This window comes from Clostridium sp. CTA-7 (genome assembly GCF_054768095.1).
In genome coordinates this window covers 501,425-518,845 of the sequence record NZ_BAAAAV010000002.1, presented here as the reverse complement: position 1 = coordinate 518,845, position 17,421 = coordinate 501,425, and the positions used below count along the sequence as shown (strand labels likewise).

General features: G+C 25.9%; 18 protein-coding genes. 7 read left to right on the top strand and 11 right to left on the bottom strand.

The window, feature by feature from the left end; translation table 11 throughout:
* Window positions 1-2: 2 nt before the first annotated feature.
* The 5 genes from ACYUEX_RS05495 to ACYUEX_RS05475 all read right to left on the bottom strand — a co-directional run bounded on the left by ACYUEX_RS05495 (window position 3) and on the right by ACYUEX_RS05475 (window position 4,823).
* Entirely contained in the window at window positions 3-992 is a 990-nt protein-coding gene (locus tag ACYUEX_RS05495) for a DUF2334 domain-containing protein (protein ID WP_460286908.1), read from the bottom strand.
* Complete coding sequence (locus ACYUEX_RS05490) at window positions 982-1,833, bottom strand: GGDEF domain-containing protein (protein ID WP_460286907.1); 852 nt, start codon at window positions 1,831-1,833, stop codon at window positions 982-984. The genes ACYUEX_RS05495 and ACYUEX_RS05490 overlap by 11 nt, the downstream gene beginning before the upstream one ends.
* Window positions 1,833-3,278 carry a glycan biosynthesis hexose transferase WsfD gene (gene wsfD, locus ACYUEX_RS05485; RefSeq protein ID WP_460286906.1) on the bottom strand — a complete coding sequence of 482 codons (1,446 nt, stop codon included), beginning with the start codon at window positions 3,276-3,278 and terminating at the stop codon, window positions 1,833-1,835. The genes ACYUEX_RS05490 and wsfD overlap by 1 nt, the downstream gene beginning before the upstream one ends.
* A gap of 187 nt (window positions 3,279-3,465) precedes the next feature.
* Window positions 3,466-4,308, bottom strand: coding sequence for a CvfB family protein (locus ACYUEX_RS05480; protein ID WP_460286905.1), 843 nt, complete (start codon window positions 4,306-4,308; stop codon window positions 3,466-3,468).
* 14 nt (window positions 4,309-4,322) lie between these two features.
* Window positions 4,323-4,823: a gamma carbonic anhydrase family protein gene (locus ACYUEX_RS05475; protein ID WP_460286904.1), complete on the bottom strand. Its 501-nt coding sequence runs from the start codon at window positions 4,821-4,823 to the stop codon at window positions 4,323-4,325.
* Between the two features lie 133 nt (window positions 4,824-4,956).
* Here ACYUEX_RS05475 and ACYUEX_RS05470 point away from each other — a divergent pair, with 133 nt between their 5' ends.
* Window positions 4,957-5,988: a CehA/McbA family metallohydrolase gene (locus tag ACYUEX_RS05470; protein ID WP_460286903.1), complete on the top strand. Its 1,032-nt coding sequence runs from the start codon at window positions 4,957-4,959 to the stop codon at window positions 5,986-5,988.
* A 148-nt stretch (window positions 5,989-6,136) separates the two neighbouring features.
* Here ACYUEX_RS05470 and ACYUEX_RS05465 read toward each other — a convergent pair whose 3' ends face one another.
* Window positions 6,137-6,475, bottom strand: coding sequence for a hypothetical protein (locus ACYUEX_RS05465; protein ID WP_460286902.1), 339 nt, complete (start codon window positions 6,473-6,475; stop codon window positions 6,137-6,139).
* A 265-nt stretch (window positions 6,476-6,740) separates the two neighbouring features.
* On the opposite strand from ACYUEX_RS05465, the gene ACYUEX_RS05460 reads away from it, so the two are divergent.
* Entirely contained in the window at window positions 6,741-7,208 is a 468-nt protein-coding gene (locus tag ACYUEX_RS05460) for an Lrp/AsnC ligand binding domain-containing protein (protein WP_411168566.1), read from the top strand.
* A 72-nt stretch (window positions 7,209-7,280) separates the two neighbouring features.
* Window positions 7,281-7,487, top strand: a complete 207-nt coding sequence (locus ACYUEX_RS05455; RefSeq protein WP_411168567.1) for a DUF378 domain-containing protein — start codon at window positions 7,281-7,283, stop codon at window positions 7,485-7,487.
* A gap of 66 nt (window positions 7,488-7,553) precedes the next feature.
* On the opposite strand, the gene ACYUEX_RS05450 is transcribed toward ACYUEX_RS05455, so the two are convergent.
* The 3 genes from ACYUEX_RS05450 to ACYUEX_RS05440 all read right to left on the bottom strand — a co-directional run bounded on the left by ACYUEX_RS05450 (window position 7,554) and on the right by ACYUEX_RS05440 (window position 11,860).
* Window positions 7,554-8,897: a DUF2334 domain-containing protein gene (locus tag ACYUEX_RS05450; protein ID WP_460286901.1), complete on the bottom strand. Its 1,344-nt coding sequence runs from the start codon at window positions 8,895-8,897 to the stop codon at window positions 7,554-7,556.
* Window positions 8,898-9,050: 153 nt separating this feature from the next.
* Entirely contained in the window at window positions 9,051-10,799 is a 1,749-nt protein-coding gene (locus ACYUEX_RS05445; protein WP_460286900.1) for a phosphoenolpyruvate carboxykinase, read from the bottom strand.
* A gap of 347 nt (window positions 10,800-11,146) precedes the next feature.
* Window positions 11,147-11,860: a lysophospholipid acyltransferase family protein gene (locus ACYUEX_RS05440; RefSeq protein WP_460286899.1), complete on the bottom strand. Its 714-nt coding sequence runs from the start codon at window positions 11,858-11,860 to the stop codon at window positions 11,147-11,149.
* A 183-nt stretch (window positions 11,861-12,043) separates the two neighbouring features.
* Here ACYUEX_RS05440 and ACYUEX_RS05435 point away from each other — a divergent pair, with 183 nt between their 5' ends.
* The gene (locus tag ACYUEX_RS05435; RefSeq protein WP_460286898.1) at window positions 12,044-12,886 is read left to right on the top strand and encodes a ComEC/Rec2 family competence protein; all 843 of its coding nucleotides are present in this window, start codon (window positions 12,044-12,046) and stop codon (window positions 12,884-12,886) included.
* Between the two features lie 66 nt (window positions 12,887-12,952).
* Here the strand turns inward: ACYUEX_RS05435 and ACYUEX_RS05430 are convergent, their stop codons facing one another.
* Complete coding sequence (locus tag ACYUEX_RS05430) at window positions 12,953-13,744, bottom strand: ribonuclease H-like domain-containing protein (RefSeq protein WP_460286897.1); 792 nt, start codon at window positions 13,742-13,744, stop codon at window positions 12,953-12,955.
* Between the two features lie 286 nt (window positions 13,745-14,030).
* Between ACYUEX_RS05430 and ACYUEX_RS05425 the strand changes: the two genes are divergently transcribed.
* Genes ACYUEX_RS05425 through ACYUEX_RS05415 form a run of 3 tightly spaced genes read left to right on the top strand, consistent with a single transcriptional unit; the run spans window position 14,031 to window position 16,203 of the window.
* A complete protein-coding gene (locus tag ACYUEX_RS05425) occupies window positions 14,031-14,252 on the top strand; it encodes a FeoA family protein (protein ID WP_411168573.1) in 222 nt (73 codons plus the stop codon).
* 11 nt (window positions 14,253-14,263) lie between these two features.
* Window positions 14,264-16,024, top strand: a complete 1,761-nt coding sequence (gene feoB, locus ACYUEX_RS05420) for a ferrous iron transport protein B (protein WP_460286895.1) — start codon at window positions 14,264-14,266, stop codon at window positions 16,022-16,024.
* A gap of 14 nt (window positions 16,025-16,038) precedes the next feature.
* A complete protein-coding gene (locus ACYUEX_RS05415; RefSeq protein WP_322388401.1) occupies window positions 16,039-16,203 on the top strand; it encodes a FeoB-associated Cys-rich membrane protein in 165 nt (54 codons plus the stop codon).
* A gap of 54 nt (window positions 16,204-16,257) precedes the next feature.
* Here ACYUEX_RS05415 and ACYUEX_RS05410 read toward each other — a convergent pair whose 3' ends face one another.
* Window positions 16,258-17,394: an AI-2E family transporter gene (locus ACYUEX_RS05410; protein ID WP_460286894.1), complete on the bottom strand. Its 1,137-nt coding sequence runs from the start codon at window positions 17,392-17,394 to the stop codon at window positions 16,258-16,260.
* Between the last annotated feature and the right edge of the window lie 27 nt (window positions 17,395-17,421).

The following is a 17,421-nucleotide window of genomic DNA, read 5'->3' as shown; positions in this document are numbered from 1 at the left end:
CCCTATTTTAAGAATTTCTTTCTATCTAAGTTACTATTTCTAATTACTATAATTATAAATATAAAACTAACTAATATAGTTAATAAAATAATCCACTTATTTGCATATGATAAATTTATCCTATTATTTTCTATAGGTTTAGTTTCTATCTTATTGCCCACCATATTTTCAAATTCTTCTATTGATATAAATTTTTGTGGAGTTACATTAGAATTATTTAAACTAATACTGCCATTATGTCCCTCTAAAATATTCTCTCCTAAATGAATATAAGTATTTACATATTTAAAATTATCAAAGTAAACGTCTTTATTATTTAACATTTGTATATTATTTTTAAATTCTCCTATATCCATATCTCCTTTTAGAGTAATTGCTTTATTATTAAAGTAACTATTCTTATAGTAAAAATCTTCTATAGGTATTTTTTCTATAATGTTATCTATTTTATCTATATTCTCAAAGCTATCTACATCTATTTTTTTTATTTCTTTCTTAGTATCTAAAAATATAGTATTGGAAGTGTTTAAATATTTGTGTGCTTCATTATAATATAGCAAGTCCTCTGGTACATCTATTGCACTTGGATATACTAAATAATCTAAAAAATTTTTATTAGCTTTTGTCATTTTACTCAATATATCATCTATACCTGCATTGACACTATCCTTTTGATATATATATGGAAAATGTAATATTATTGCTCCATCCTTTGCTTGGGCATATCGTAAAGCTTCTGCATATCTTCTCATTGCATTTGAATTTGTATTATTAAATACAGGCATAGCAGATATTATAAAAGGATAACCCTTATCATATAAATAATCTATTTTCTCTACTAATAGATTTAAATCATCAAATGGATAAACCTCGTCTAGCATTAAGTATATTTTTTCATTTTCTTTAGCGCATATATGATCCCTAGTGAAAAATATATTAAATATCACTAAAAATATAATTAATATTTTTATATTATTTCTCTTATAAATCATATTCTAATTCCTTCTCAGCATTTTTTAATAACTCTAAAGGTTCATCTACTTCTCCATCATATGTATAAAATCCAACTTGAATTTCTATATTTACATTTTTCTTAAACTTGCTATTTTTCATTTCTATATTAGATATATTCTTTTTTAATCTCTTCTCTATTACTTTTGCTCCTTTATTATCAGAAATTAATATGTAAACAAATGTATTATCATTTAAAATATATTTTCTGTCTTCAACTCTTAAAGACTTACTTAACACCTCTGAGGATTTTACTAATATTTTATTGAAATAATTTTTCCCAACTATAGTTTTTAATCTATCACTATATTTAAATTTCACAATCATAATTGTAATAGGTATTCCATATCTCTTACTCATACTTATGTAGATTGGCATTTCATTATCAAAAGCCTTGATATTTCTATCTCCAGTAAGTGGATCTATCATTACAAGTTCTTCATTGAGGACCTCTAAGTTCTTCACTTCATTTTGAAGTAATAATATATTTTTTGAAACTAGTGAAACAATTAATGAAGTAACCGGAATTAATATAAGCCAAATGTATACAGTATTATTTATTGTGTAACCAGTTGATATATTTTTATATAAACTATAAGTTCCATATATGAAATCTATTGCTAATGTTAATACTAATGCTATAGTTACATTAAAATAGTAGCTTACTAAAGCAATTATCATAAGAATTGTTAACATAATATAATTTTCAAAATTATCTTTAAAATTTATAAATGTCATTATTATAGAAAGTACTAAAAAATATGATATTAGTAAATTTATATAAATATCTACTTTTTTTCTTTGGCTATCTTCTTTCACCACTAAGACCTCTCCTTTTTACTTTTATCTTTTAAGAAACTACTTATTGTAAATAAAACCATCAAATCAAAACTTAAGTTATAAAGGAATACATGTTTTGCTAAATCTGCATCTCCTGCACCTATTATAGATATAAATATTTGGGATAATCCTACTAGAAATACATATATTAAACTTTCTTCAAGAATTAAAATGTTTCTATCATTATTCATAATAGAATCTCTATATCTTTTATATGCGAAGATTAAATATACTAATATATATACAACTGACATTATTAATCCTTTTGGTAGTATATTTTCCTTAAAGCTACTCCAAAGCACGAAGAAATTTGATTGCTTTCCAAAGGGCTTACCCTCTATCTTTTCATAGTTTCCCATAACTTTAGGTCTTACAGAGTAAGAATTTTCAAACGCTAAATCTGTCATTTCAGTTAATTTTTTAGGATTTTTTATATAGTATGTAAGTATGGTAAATACTGAATACTTGCTATAAAACTCATTCTTAAGCTTTTCATCATCAGGATTTATCATTGGAATTTTTTCAAAGAATATTTCATTTTGCAAAAGAGAATACTGATTATATATGCCAAATTTCTCTAAAATTTCTTCTGGGTTTGGCTCATTTAATAATACTCCTCTAGTCATAGCATGATATCTGTTTATATGATCAAAATCTCCTTGTATAGATTTATAAAAATATATAGAGCTTATTAAAAATACTGCCATTATTAATATTGAGACTGTTCTAATCTTTATATCTTTCTTAAAAAAACAAATTCTTACTAGCATTATTATTCCTAATAGCCCTATAGGAGCCAATTGTTGCTTTGATCCGAAAAACAAAAATGTAGATAGTCCAAATAATACTAGGTTCACTACATTAAACTTATTAAATTTACACATATATAAAAGCAAGCTTGCACTATATAAAAAACAGCATATATTAACAGCCTCTCCATAAAAAGAGTTATAATAAGCTATATAAGCAGTATCTGAAAATATAATAGTAATTAAACCTACAATTATCAATTTATATATGTTATTTCCTACTCCTTCTACCAATACCTTAGTCATTAAATATATAGCTGCTGCTTGTATTATTACGTATATTAGCGCAAGTATTCTTATATCGAAAATATAATCTTTTGTTACTAATTTATCTATAAATAGTGCTAATTTAATAAATTGAGATTGTGTAGATATAAGAGTTATTTCTGCTTCATTATTATACTTATATATTCCATAATTTTTATTAAAATATCCAAAGAATATATCTTCATTATCCTTTGATAAATGATATAAATCATTTTGACTTATAATTCTGTAATAATCCCCGTTATCTGCCATACCTATTACAGGCGATAGGAATAAGGTAACTAAACTTATTAATAAAAATAGACCTACTGCTAGGATAGAGTAATTTATTCTATTTAGTATATTTTTCATAAATATCATCCTTAATTTAATACTTTTATATTGTGCTTTGTTCAATAGTTATTATGTAATATCTCAACTAAAAAACCTTTTGTATCTATTTTTCTCTCAACTTCTAATTATATGCAAAAAAAATGAGACTTACTTAAGTCTCATTTTAATTTCTTTATTTATTTAACTATTTATTTTGGTTTAGTATTTATTTTAATCTAGTTCCCTCTTCTTCTTGAACTATTTTGCCACTTTTCATAAGTCCACCTAAAGCCATTTTAAAATAATTTTTACTTGTATTAAATGTAGCTTTAATATCTTCTGGCTTTGACTTATCATTAAAAGGCATAAATCCACCATTCTTAGTCATATATTTAAGAATATCCTCTTGTATTTGATCTCTTTCACTTAACCTTGTTTTTCTTGGAGTTAATCCTATAACCCCATCCTCATATATTCTTTTAACTCTTAATTTCATTTCTGTTCCAGGATAAACATCTGTATAATATTCATTTGGAAGTATTAACCCTTTATATTTAGAGTCTATTGCTAAGTAAATAGTTCCTGCTGGTGTCTTTGAATAAACCTGTGCTACAACTTCATCACCAACCTTAAACTCTTTTTCTTCTTCCATTGCATTTTGTAAGTACGCCTCTACCTCTGTAGTTGCTGCTAATCTTCCTGTTTTATCTAAGTAAACATAAAATAAATACTTACTTCCTACTTGTAATTTAAATCTTTGCTCTTTTATAGGAACAAAAATATCTCTATCTAATCCAAAATCAACGAAAGCACCAAATTCTGTTTGAAATACTACCTTTAAATAGGCAACATCTCCAACTATTACTAAAGGCTTTTTAAATGTTGCTATTGGTCTATCTTTTGAATCTCTATATACAAATACTTCTACCTTATCTCCTATTTGTATATTTTTATTTTCTGTAGCTGACTTAGGTAAAAGAACATCAATCTTATCTTCATCACCTAAGTAAAATCCGAACTCCTTTTCTCTCTTAACTTCTAAAACATTATATTGTCCTATATTAATCATTTTTCCTCCTAAATTTATAAGTATGTTTTACTTAACTCTACATAGTTATTTACCGACTTTTGTATACTTTCAATTTCTTCATCTGTTAATTTTCTTATAACCTTTGCAGGACTTCCAAGAATAAGAACTCCTTCTTCAAACTCTTTACCTTGAGGTATCAATGAACCTGCTCCTATTATAGTATTTCTACTTATTTTTGCTCCATTTAATATTATTGATCCCATTCCAACTAAAACATTTTCAGAAATTGTACAGCCATGAATTATAGCTCCATGACCTATGGTTACATTTTTTCCTATATTTGTTTCACAGTGAAAATCAACATGAACAACAGAATTCTCTTGTATATTAGTATTTTCTCCTACATATATTCTATTCATGTCTCCTCTTAATCTAGCTCCGAACCATATATTTGCATTTTTCTCAATAACAACTTCTCCTATTATATCAACACTCTCTGATATATAGCAAGTTTTATCTATTAAAGGTTTTTTACCATTAAAATCTTTTATCATTTTAAGTTTCCTCCTCTTAGTCCTAGCAAATTTACTTTATAAAGTTATTTTATCATTAGAGAATATTATTGTCATTATTTATAACTATTCAATACTATATATAGAATAAGTAATAATTTTTGAGGAGCTTATTTTGGGAAGAAAAAAACATACGAGTTTAAAAGCTTTTGATCAAGATAATTTAAAGTTTTATTATGGAATTCCACATTGTCATACTAGCTTTTCTACTGGAAGAGGCTCTCCTAGTGAAGCCTATGAGTATGGGTACAAAGCTGGATTAAATTTTATGTTTATAACAGATCATAATTCCTTCTTATCAGATGAAATATCTATTAAAGATGATAAATATTCTAAATTTCAAGGAACTAAAGTTTATGCTTCTAAGACTAAAAAGAAATATGATGAATTTTTACCTTTAGTTGGATTTGAATGTAAAACTTATCTTTATGGTGATTTAAATATAGTAAATTCTTCTACCTTTTTTACAGGAGTAGTTAAAGATTTAAATTTGCTTACATTATGGATGTTAAACAATCCTGATGCTTTTATTGCTATTAATCATCCTCATAAAAATATTAAAGCTTTACCTTATAGTCCTATACTAAATAAATTAATAACTTCTATTGAAGTTGGTAATGGAAATCCTGCTAGTAAATATACAAGACATGAAAAATATTACTTTAGCCTTTTAGATGATGGCTGGAAATTAGGTGCTATAAATGGTCAAGATAATCATAAAATAAATTTTGGTGACTCTGAAAATTTAACTGTCTATATAGGTAATGAATTATCTTCATCAGAAATTATAGATGCCTTTAGAGAAAGGAGAACTTACTCTACTGAGTCTAGGTATTTAAAACTTTATTTTACTATTAATGATTATTTTATGGGAGAAGAAATATCTATATCTTCTAATAAACTTAGATTTATGATTTTTACAGAGGATATCAAATATAAGATAAAAGAAATTCAAATAATAACTAATAAAGGATATGTTATTAGAACTATAGAAAACATTAATTTAAGTAGTATTAAATATATGTATGAACATAAAAGAGAAAATAATGAGACATGGTATATAATTAAAATTATTGAAGAAAATGATAAAATCGGTTTTAGCTCACCAATATTCATAAATGATAGTACAGCAAATATGTCTCCATAAAAAAAGTTGACATATATAAGTTTACTTATTCCGTCGCCCCACTCCAAATCAATGCAAACTTAAAGTAAGAAAAGTATAAAATAAATATGGCATACAATATTATGTCTCTCATAAATTGCATGCCATATTTAACTTCAACATATCAAAATTATTTATTTTGATTTTGCATATGTTTTGCTCTGTTTGGTTTAGCCTTAGGTCTAATTTCTATTTTCTTTTCTTTTTTCTTTGGTCCACCTGTAGTTTGAATATCCATAAACCATAAAAAGAACCAAACTATTACTAAAGTAAGTAAAATATTTAACCACATATTAATATTAGCTGTCTTAATAAAAAACTGTAATGCAAATAAAACTAGTGATATCGCTAAAGGAATCCATTTATTTATTCTCACTTTAGAAAATACATACTTCCTTCCTAAGGTAAATAGCACTATCATTAATCCAATAAGTACTGCAAAATATACTATACTCAAAAATATGCCCACGGTATTATTCCTCCTTTAAAACCTTCTATTACTATATTAAAATAAATGTTATCTATTTTCAAGAGCTATACGATTTAAATGTTTGCAATAAATTACACTAATCACTCTTAATAGTATATACTTTCTATATTCTGTTATTTATTATTGCTAAAATACTAATTTTTTTTATTTTATTTATTAAATTTATTATAAATCCCTTCTATTTTAATTAATTATTTGATAGAATATAAAAAGAAATTATAAAATGTTAATAAGAGGTGATTTTATGAGTTTAAATCCAGCCTATCAATTAGACGAATTAGATCTACAAATATTAGATTTACTAATAAAAGATTGCCGAACTCCTTACTTAGAAATAGCAAGAATTTGTCATGTAAGTGGCGGCACAATACATGTAAGAATGAAGAAAATGGAAGAGCTAGGAATAATAAAAGGAACTAGAATACTTTTAAATTTGCCTAAGTTAGGTTATGATGTATGTTGTTTTGTTGGAATATATGTAGACAAAACATCATCTTTTGATTCTGTTTTTGATGAATTGTCTAGAATAAAGGAAGTTGTTGAACTACATCTAACAACAGGAAACTATTCAATTTTTGCTAAAGTAGTTTGTAGAAATATTTCTGATCTTCAAAACATATTGCTTAATAAAATAAATTCAATTGGTGGCATTCAAAGAACAGATACTATTATATCTCTAGAGCAACCTATTGATAGAAACATAACTATTTAAAATAAAATACATAAAAACATTTCTTTAGGTAAGACTATATATTGTAAACCTATTTCAAAAGGAGTGTTTTTTATGAAAGTTTTAGATTCAATAGCACTTATATTAGTTATAATTGGTGCTGTAAACTGGGGATTAATTGGATTTTTCCAATTTAATTTAGTTGACACACTATTTGGAACAATGACTGTTTTTAGCAGAATCATTTATTCTTTAGTAGGTATATCAGGAGTGTACTCTTTATCTTTCTTTGCTAAAGATAGATTTATGAGTTCTAATTAATTACTATAATATAGTGTATTTAGTTTAAATTAAAAGAGTGTGGAAAATTCCGCACTCTTTTAATTTCTATAAATTATTAATATCTTCAAACATGTATTCTGAATCATTAATATACTTAACTAATTGTTTTAAAATAGAATCTTCATTATAATTACATATAACACGTCCATTTTTATCTAAATGTATATCTATATCTTTTAATTCTATAGTTAAATGATAAAAGAAGCTTAATTCTTCATTATTTTTTTTGTTTTTTATTCTATCAATCATAGTGCTTGCTTTATCATCATCTATATAACTTAAAGGAGTTGGGATATACTTTGTAACTCCATTTGTTTTACTAGTAATTATTTTTTTGTTGTACACTTTTATAGAAGGCTCATAAATTATTTTAAAATATTCTTCAAATATTTTTTGTTGTTCAACATTAGTTCTATAGTGAGGTGTTTCCCAATAACTAATAGGAATATTAAGCTTATTTGCAATTTTCAGTGCACTTTCTACTCGTGATCTTATTTCACTTTCTTTATTATAACCTTTATCTCCAAACTCAGATCCTGAAATACTATTACTATCCCCATATTGATGAGTGTATCCATGTAAACCTATATTTCCTCCCTTATTTAATAAATAATCAAGAGTAAATATAAAGTTTGAATTTATCATAGATTCATCTTGAGAAACGTCGTTATATATATGATTTGTATTATTTACATACTTAGGCACCCACGCTACGCTAAAACTTGCATCTTCTTCATCCATATAATCTGCTACAGCTCTTACTTTTTCTAGAGCCGATTTAGTTATGTATAAATCTCCAGCCGTGAAATCTTCAAATCTAATAAATGCTTTTCTATTCTTTTTATGTTTATTATCTTTATTTTTAAAATTCTTTATTTCTTTTTTAGATATGTATATTGATTTATTGTCATAATCCCAATAAGTATTAAGATTTAACATCTCACATAAGTCAAAGAAAGATACATAATATTCGTTATTTTCTTTAAATAACGCTCCTCTTAATTTTGTAGTTGCCTCATTTTCCGTATAAGTTTTTTCCTCTACATTTATATCTACTAAATTAGAAATTTTAATATTATCTGAATCTACTTCTTCACTTTGTCCAAAATAACGTAAAAATTCTGATAAAGGCATATAAGATCTATTATCTTTGTATAATATCTTTTTATTAAACTTTATTTTATTATTTCCAAAGTAAAAAGATAAATCATATGGCAAATCTTTAACCCGTTCTTTATCATTTTCATTTTTACTTTGTAAATTTAAGTTTTCTACAAATTTACCTCCTATGGTATCTGAATATTTAGTTCTTAATTGATACTTTTCAAATAAATTTAGACCTACAATAAATATAATTACACTAAAAAAAATTAAATATACTTTTTTCATATATACCCTTTCCTCATAAAAACAATTTTACAAATCAATTACTAACAATTAATAATTTATTAAATATTTCTAATTAGGCCTTAATACATCAACTTATATTGTACAACTAAAAAGCCTACTTTGAAAGTAGACTTTCTAATTATTAATCTTAATTTATCCTAAATTTTTTATAATATCAAATAATTCTATTGCAGCTTTCTTCGGTCCTTCTTTTTCTTGACCTTCTAATGCTAAACAAGTTTTTATTTGGCCAACTTTAATATTTCCTTTAAACATATCATCAAAGTACTTAGCTATTAGAATATCCATCTCCTCTTGTTTTTGTGCTGGTCCAAATGGATTTGCAAAATAACTTTCAACTAATCCCTTTTCAGAAGTTGTTCCTTTAGCCATTCTAGCTCCTGATTTAAATATCTTTATTGCTTCTTCAGGACTTTTAAAGTACTCAATTGAATTTTCTCCTGCTTTAACTTCTGTATAGTTATTAGCATATAAGAATAAATCTACTTCATATCCTTTTACTATCTCTTTATATGGAGCTACTGGCATAACTAGTCTTGCATTTATTTTATCTGGATTCATAAATATACTTCTATCAATTTCCTTAAAGGCATATCCTTGATCTAAGTCATCTAATCTAACAAATGCTCCAATTTCTGTACCATATCCAATAATTTTACCATCAAAATCTTTAAAGGTACCCATATCATCAAATATTATAGTCATATTACTTATATAATCTTCACTTAGAGTTCTAAATGCTTCTAAACTCTCTGACTTTCCTGCACCGCTATCCCCCATAATTACAACATTAGCTGTGTTTCCATCTTTAAGTTCAATATTAACCATAGCACCATGTATAGGTAAGTATCCTCTCTTAATCATTACTAAATTGTGTAATGTAAGAGTCATTTTCTTCATATATCCAAAGTAATCAATGTTAACAGAATGGTTTACATAACCTATCATAATATTATTTTCTTTATCATCATAGAACACAGTTTTATCTTCATTTTTATTATCTGTTGCTCCAAATACATAAACTAAATCTGGCTTTTTACCTCTATATTCTTCACATCTAGCCATTTCAAACAAGTTGCATAAAGTTATTCCATGTTGCATAAAGTCCCTATGGAAATATATAAATGCTATAAGTTCTCCTACTTTAGCTGGATAACAAAACCAATGATCTTTATTTAAAGTTGCATATGATAAAGGATTAGTCTTTATTTCTGTAAACATACCACTTCTTGTATTCTTTTTAGGATATGTTATAAATGGTGTTTCTAATAAAATACTATCAATAAATTCTATATCTTCTAAAGCTTCATAGCCCTTTGGTAATGGCCATAAAATTTTATTAATTATTATAGAAGCATTTCCACCAACCGGAATTTGTCTGAATACATTGGGTTTGTATCCTAATACATTCTTTTCTATTTTTCTATATAATTTTAATATTAAATTCGATAATGCCGTGTTCGCTTGAGTAAAGCTAACTGCTGATAAACCATCTTGAAGTTTGTTGCTATGAATTATTGTATATCTTTCTAGTCTTCTCCAGAATAAATATAAGTCTTCTATAAAAGCTATAAATCTATCTTTATCTTCAAATAAATCCTTATAATAAGAATTGGCTTCTACTATTTCTTCTACATTCATGACAGTACAATATTTAAATATCTTTGATAAATGCTTAGAAATTTCTGATATATCTTCCGTTTTTAACCCTTCTTTTAAATATCTCCAGCTTAATGTTACTTTTTTCTTTGACTTCTTTAAATAGTTCTCTATAACCCTTCTGAATCCTTCACTTTCAACTAATTCTTCGAAAGTGCTACAATATTTAGCTGTAAAATTAATTAATACTTTATCATTACTTATTGAAAACTCTTTACGCATAAATAGCCCCCCTTTTTTGAAATATACATAGGTTAAAAACTTCATTTTTCCATTAATTTTTTATATTATAACATAAATTATGCAAGTTTAGTAATAATCTTTTTTCATTCTCCAAAATTATTATGACTTTTCAATAAATTTAATTAAGGAAAACGTAATCACTCCTCTTTATTAAGTATATTTTTAAAAATTTATTAAATTCTCGAATTATTTTATGTATACAAGCATTAACATTTACAATATAAACGAATTTTATTCTCTATAATATAATAATAATATGTAAATCCTGTTAATTTTTATAAAAATAAACCATAGTATTGTTTTAAATCAATACTATGGTTTATTTATTATTCTTGTCCTAAGTTTTTTGCTATTACTTCTCTAACTTTATCCATAAGACCTTTTTCTTCTTCTCTAGTTAAATTTTCTGTATAAATAGGCTCTCCAAATGTAATAGTTATATCTATAGGTTTAAATTTTCTATCTATCTCAAATGCTCTATAAGCTCCATCTATAGAAACTGGTACTATTGGCGCTTTAGCCATAGTAGCTAATTTCAAACTACCCTTTTTAAATTCTCTTAGTTTTCCATCCTTACTTCTCGTTCCTTCTGGAAATATAGCCATGCTATAACCATTTTTTATATTCTCTGCTCCTTTTCTTATTACTTTAATAGCTTCTCTTGCATTTTCTCTATCTAATGGAACACAATTATATTGCTTCATCCAATATCCTAAAATAGGTGCTTTAGCCATTTCTTGTTTTGCAACAAATCCCATACATTTGCCTACTGAATCTATAAGAATAGGTATATCTAAAATACTAGTATGATTGCCTATATAGCAACATGGAACATTTGGAATATTCTCTTTTCCCTTTATTGTCACATTCATTCCTAGTGTCTTGTGTATTGTATATTTTGCCCACTTTTCACCAACTTGTCCACTGTACTCAACTCCAGCTTTTTTCCCTTTAGTTTTTTTTATATACCAAAGCTTTATACCTTTTAATTGCATATATATCATATATAAGCCATAATTAAACACTTTAAAAAAACTCATTATTTATTCACCACCATAATTTAATTCTTATATTATTATAAATGTATATATTTTTTTCTTCAATTATATTTTTATTTTATTATGTTTATAATATAGATATGTTATAAATTACAAACTAAATTATGCATTTAATTTAGTTATTTAAATAAGAGTTGTACTAAATTCAATTTAAGGAGATTAGAATTGAAGAAAAAATTAATTTATCTTATTTTTAACCTTTTTCTAGTAATATTCCTATTTCAATGCAGCTTTAAAAATAGTAAACCTGTATCAATAAATGATAATAAAAACATGAAAGTTCATTATATAGATGTTGGCCAAGGTGATTCCATATTAGTTCAAGTAAACTCTAAAAATCTGCTTATAGATTCCGGTTCTAGCACTTCAAAAGATAAGTTATTAAAATACTTAAAATCTTTGAATATAGATAAATTTGATTATATAGTAGCAACTCATCCACATGAAGACCATATAGGAAATATGAGCTATATAATTGATAAATTTAAGGTTTTAAACTTTTATGCTCCCAAAGTAGAAAGTTCAACAAAAGCCTTTGAAACCATGGTCGAATCACTAATTAGAAAAGATTTGAAAATTAAGGTTTTAAAAGCTAATGTAAAATCAATAGACCTTGGTGAAAATACTAAAGTAGAAGTTTTTTCTCCACTTTCAGAGAATTATGATGACTTAAATAACTACTCTCCTATAATAAAAATATCTTATGGTAGCACTTCATTTTTATTCACTGGTGATGCAGAGGAGTTTTCTGAAAAGGAGGTTCTAAATGCTAGCTTTAATTTAAAATCTGATGTGTTAAAAATAGGGCATCATGGTTCTTCTAGCTCCACATCAAAAAATTTCTTTACTGCAGTAAATCCTTCTATTACAGTAATCTCTGTTGGAAATGATAACAGCTACGGACATCCTACTAATAAAGTATTATCTATTATTGAAGAAACTTTTATTTATAGAACTGATAAAGATGGTACTATAGTAATTACCTCTGATGGAAACTCTATAAAATGATAGATGCTCCTAAAATTTTAGGAGCATCTATCATTTAAGAATTTATTCTTAAATTAATATTTAAATCTATTTTAACTCTTCTAATGCATCCTTTTGTTCACTTAATAATATATTCTCTTCTTCTTCTTTATTTAAGTCTTCTTGTTTATTTACATTATCCTCTGTATTATTAACATCAACTACTTTTTCAACTTCCTGCTTTTCACTTTGTTCTTCTTCTGAATTTACATACTCTTTCCATTTCATATATATGCTATATAAATTCGTAACATCTTGCTCATTGTATAAAAGGATTGTTTCTATCTTTTCTTTAGGCATTCTTAAAATATATTCTCTATCTTTTAACACCTTATTGAAAGTTTTTGCTAGATTAGAGCCACTAATAAGATCTCCTTCTCTATGAATCCCAAATTCTTTTTCCAAATTTTTCAATCCTATAGAGTGTCCCTTTTCCTTTTCATACTCTCTTTGAATATCTATATCTTCAAATTCCTTAGAAAAATTAAATTCTATTCTATATTTTTTAAACAAATAATTTATTACTGTATAATCGTTGTTTCCTGAGAAAGTAACAATTGCTTTTTTTCCTTTTCTTTTCATTTTCAAAAAATATCTTTTAGCCAAATCTAATATTTGTATTACTTCCCCTTTATTTTCTATCATATACTGAGTAACATATAATTTATTTTTTTCATAAATACAAGCTCCAAAAACACCTATACATTTTGGTTTTTTATAAACATAGTGTTCTAAATCAAAAAATATTAGTTCTTCAGGAGGCCTGTTAATTGTATTAGTTTTTAGCATGAAATCTCTTGCTAAAGAATCTACCTCTATTATATTTTCTCTAATAATCACGTTACCACTCTTTCTTCCTTATCATTATCACCTTTAAGTTCCTTAGTTTATCTTATAATATTATATCACCTTTTATAACAATGTAAAAACAAATAAAATTTAAAATCTTTCTACTTATATAATATTATGTAAGTTATTATATGTTCTTTTTAAGATAATTATATTTAAGTAATTTACAATTTTCTATTGATAACTTTTTTCAATTAATAACAAAAAGTATTGACTATCTTTTCACACTTTGATATTATAATATCATGATAATGATTTTCAATACGAGGTGGATGGTATGAGTCTATGTGATTTAAATTTAGGAGAAAAAGCTATAATAAAATCTATAAGTGGTGATGATAAACTTGCTAAAAGATTATTAGCACTAGGTTGCATCGAAGGAACTGAAATTGAACTTAAAAGAGTTGCTCCTTTAGGTGACCCAATAATAGTTAACCTTAGAGGATTTGATTTAGCAATTAGAAAAAGTGATGCTAAAAATATATTTTTAGCTGTATAGGGGGAATACGAATGACAACAGTAGCACTACTTGGAAATCCAAATGTAGGGAAAACTACACTTTTTAATTATTTAACTGGTTCTAACCAAAGAATTGGGAACTGGGCTGGAGTTACAGTTGATAAAAAAGAAGGTTTTTTTAGTAATATTAAAATGGTAGATTTACCTGGTATATATGCCATGGATACCTATTCTAATGAAGAGAAGATTTCTAAAGCATTTTTAGAAACTGATGAAGTCGATGTTATTTTAAATATAATTGATGCTTCTAATATAGATAGAAATCTTTATTTAACAACACAATTAAAGCAGTTTAAAAAACCTATCATATTAGCTATAAATATGATAGACGTAGCAGAAAAAAAAGGTATTAATTTAGATTACAATAAACTATCAGAACTTATGCAAGTAACAGTAATTCCAATAGTAGCTTCTAAAGCTCAAGGAATTGATGCTATAAAAAATGCATTAGAATCTGGTAATTTTTTAAGAAATATAGATGATAATGATTATCAATTCAAAAATGAAAAAGAAACTTATGCATTTATTGAAGATATACTTAGTAAATGTAACAAAACTGTAGATAAATCTAAAACTACTTTTAAAGACAAGTTAGATAATTTCTTACTAAATCCCTTCCTTGCATATCCAATATTTATAATAATAATGGCATTAATGTTTCAAATTACATTTGCATGGATAGGACAACCTTTATCTGATCTGCTAGATGGATTATTAAATGATTCACTTTTACCTTATCTATCAGATTTATTATCTAATACGTCTCCATGGTTCCAATCACTTATTGTTGATGGTATCGTGGCTGGTGTTGGAGGAATAGTTGTATTACTTCCTATAATTCTTGCACTATTTGCTTGTATTTCTGTACTTGAAGACAGTGGTTATATGGCTAGAGTTGCATTTATAATGGATAAGCTAATGAGAAAAATGGGCCTTTCAGGTAAAGCTTTTATACCTATGATTGTTGGTTTTGGTTGCACAGTTCCTGCGATAATGTCTGCTAGAACTTTAGAAAGTGAAAAGGATAGAAAGCTTACCGCATTATTAGTTCCGTTAATGAGTTGTAATGCTAGGTTACCAGTTTATGCTATATTTGCATCAGTGTTTTTCCCTAATTATGTGGGATTAGTAGTTGCTCTTTTATATTTACTAGGTGTTATATTAGCATTTATTTTAGGAATACTATTTAAAAATACTTTATTTAAAAAGGATGAAGAACCATTTATAATTGAGCTACCTGAATATAAAGCTCCTTCATTAAAAAGTGTAGGTAAGCAAGTTTATGAAAAGGCTAAAAGCTTTTTAATTAAAGCGGGAACTATAATCTTTGCAATGAGTGTAATCATTTGGTTCTTATCAAACTTTAATTTTTCTGGCATGGTTGATGTTAATGATAGTATTTTAGCTTCAATTGGAAACATAATAGCTCCAGTATTTAAACCTTTAGGTTTCGGTAACTGGCAAAGTTCAGTATCACTACTAACAGGATTATTAGCTAAGGAAACTGTTGTTGCATCTATGGGAATTATATTTGCTGGTGATTTAACCTTAATGCTTCCAGCATATTTTACAGCTGCATCTGCAATATCTTTCTTAGTATTTGTTTTACTATATACTCCTTGTATATCAGTTATAGGTGCGATGAAGAAAGAATATGGAGCAAAATTCACTTTATTTGCAAGTTCTTATCAACTAGTTCTAGCTTGGGTAGTTTCATTTATAGCATTTAACATAGCTAAATTATTTATATAAAAGAAGGTGTTTCTGTGGAAATATTAATTACTTTAATTATTGTAGCTTTCGCTGGTTTTACAATATATAAAACTGTAAGGAAATCTTCTAAGGGTGGCTGTAATTGTGGTAGTTGCTCTAATCATTGCCCAATGTATGAAGATAAGGAAAATGGAATTAAACTTGAAAAGAAAAAATAGTAAAAGGCTTAAGGGAATTTATTTTTTGTTCCCTTAAGCCTTTTTAACATTAAACTAAATTTTATCTGCAAGCTTTACTAATTCTTCATTTTTCTTCATTAATCTTTCATAATATATTTTTATAGTTGCAATTGTTGGTGATGCAAGAAGCATTCCTAAAGCTCCATAGAATCCCCCACCTACTAATACAGCTAAAATTATGAAAAATGGTCTAACACCTACTTTATCACCAATTAATTTAGGATCTAGATACCATCCATCAAATAATTGTAATACTAGTAAAACTAAAAATACAATTAATCCTTTTGTTGGTGATACAAATACATTAAATAAAAATCCTACTATTTCCCCAATAAAAGGTCCAAAATATGGAATCATATTAGTTACTCCGACGATAACAGCTAATAGAAATGCATACTCTGATTTCACTATAGTTAACAAAACCAATGCCATAGCCGCAATAATTGATGAATCTATAGCTTTAATACCTATATAAGTACCTACCATATTATGATATATTCTAGTAGCCTCAATTAATTTTATAGCTTTTTTCTCTTTTAATATTAAAAACAATACTTTTTTAGTTTCTCTTATTAGTCTGTCTTTATCAACTAAAACATAAATTGAAATTAATAACCCTAAAAATATTTTTACTAATTGACTCGAAATTGTAACTATATAATTTAATGAGCCTTCTAATAAAGCTACTGCCATTGCTCCAACTTGAGTTATAATTTGATTAATATTATCCATAGTTCCTGTAGCAGATATAATTTCTTTTATTGATTCATTATTTAAAATTTTATTTAGCCATCCTTGAGCTTCTTGGATGTAACTTGGCATATTCTTAGTTATATCTATTGCACTATTTACTATATTAGGAATAAAGTATATAGAAGTTAATGCTACTAAAGCTAATAGTAATAAATATGCACTAAGTATTGCTAATCCTTCTGTTAAATTAAACTTTCTTTTTATTAACTTTACTAAAGGATTTAAGACATATGCAAATATTAATCCGTATATGACTGGTAAAAGCAATGACCATAATTTATTTAATATATTGAAGAAATACGAATAATTTTCTATTATCTTAAATCCTACTAAACCTATCAGTAATGCTAAGACAATAGTTATTAATAAATCTTTATTTTTTATATTTTTAAAAATAGTATCTACTCCTCTCTTCAATTTTCATTGATTATATCATAATAGTAC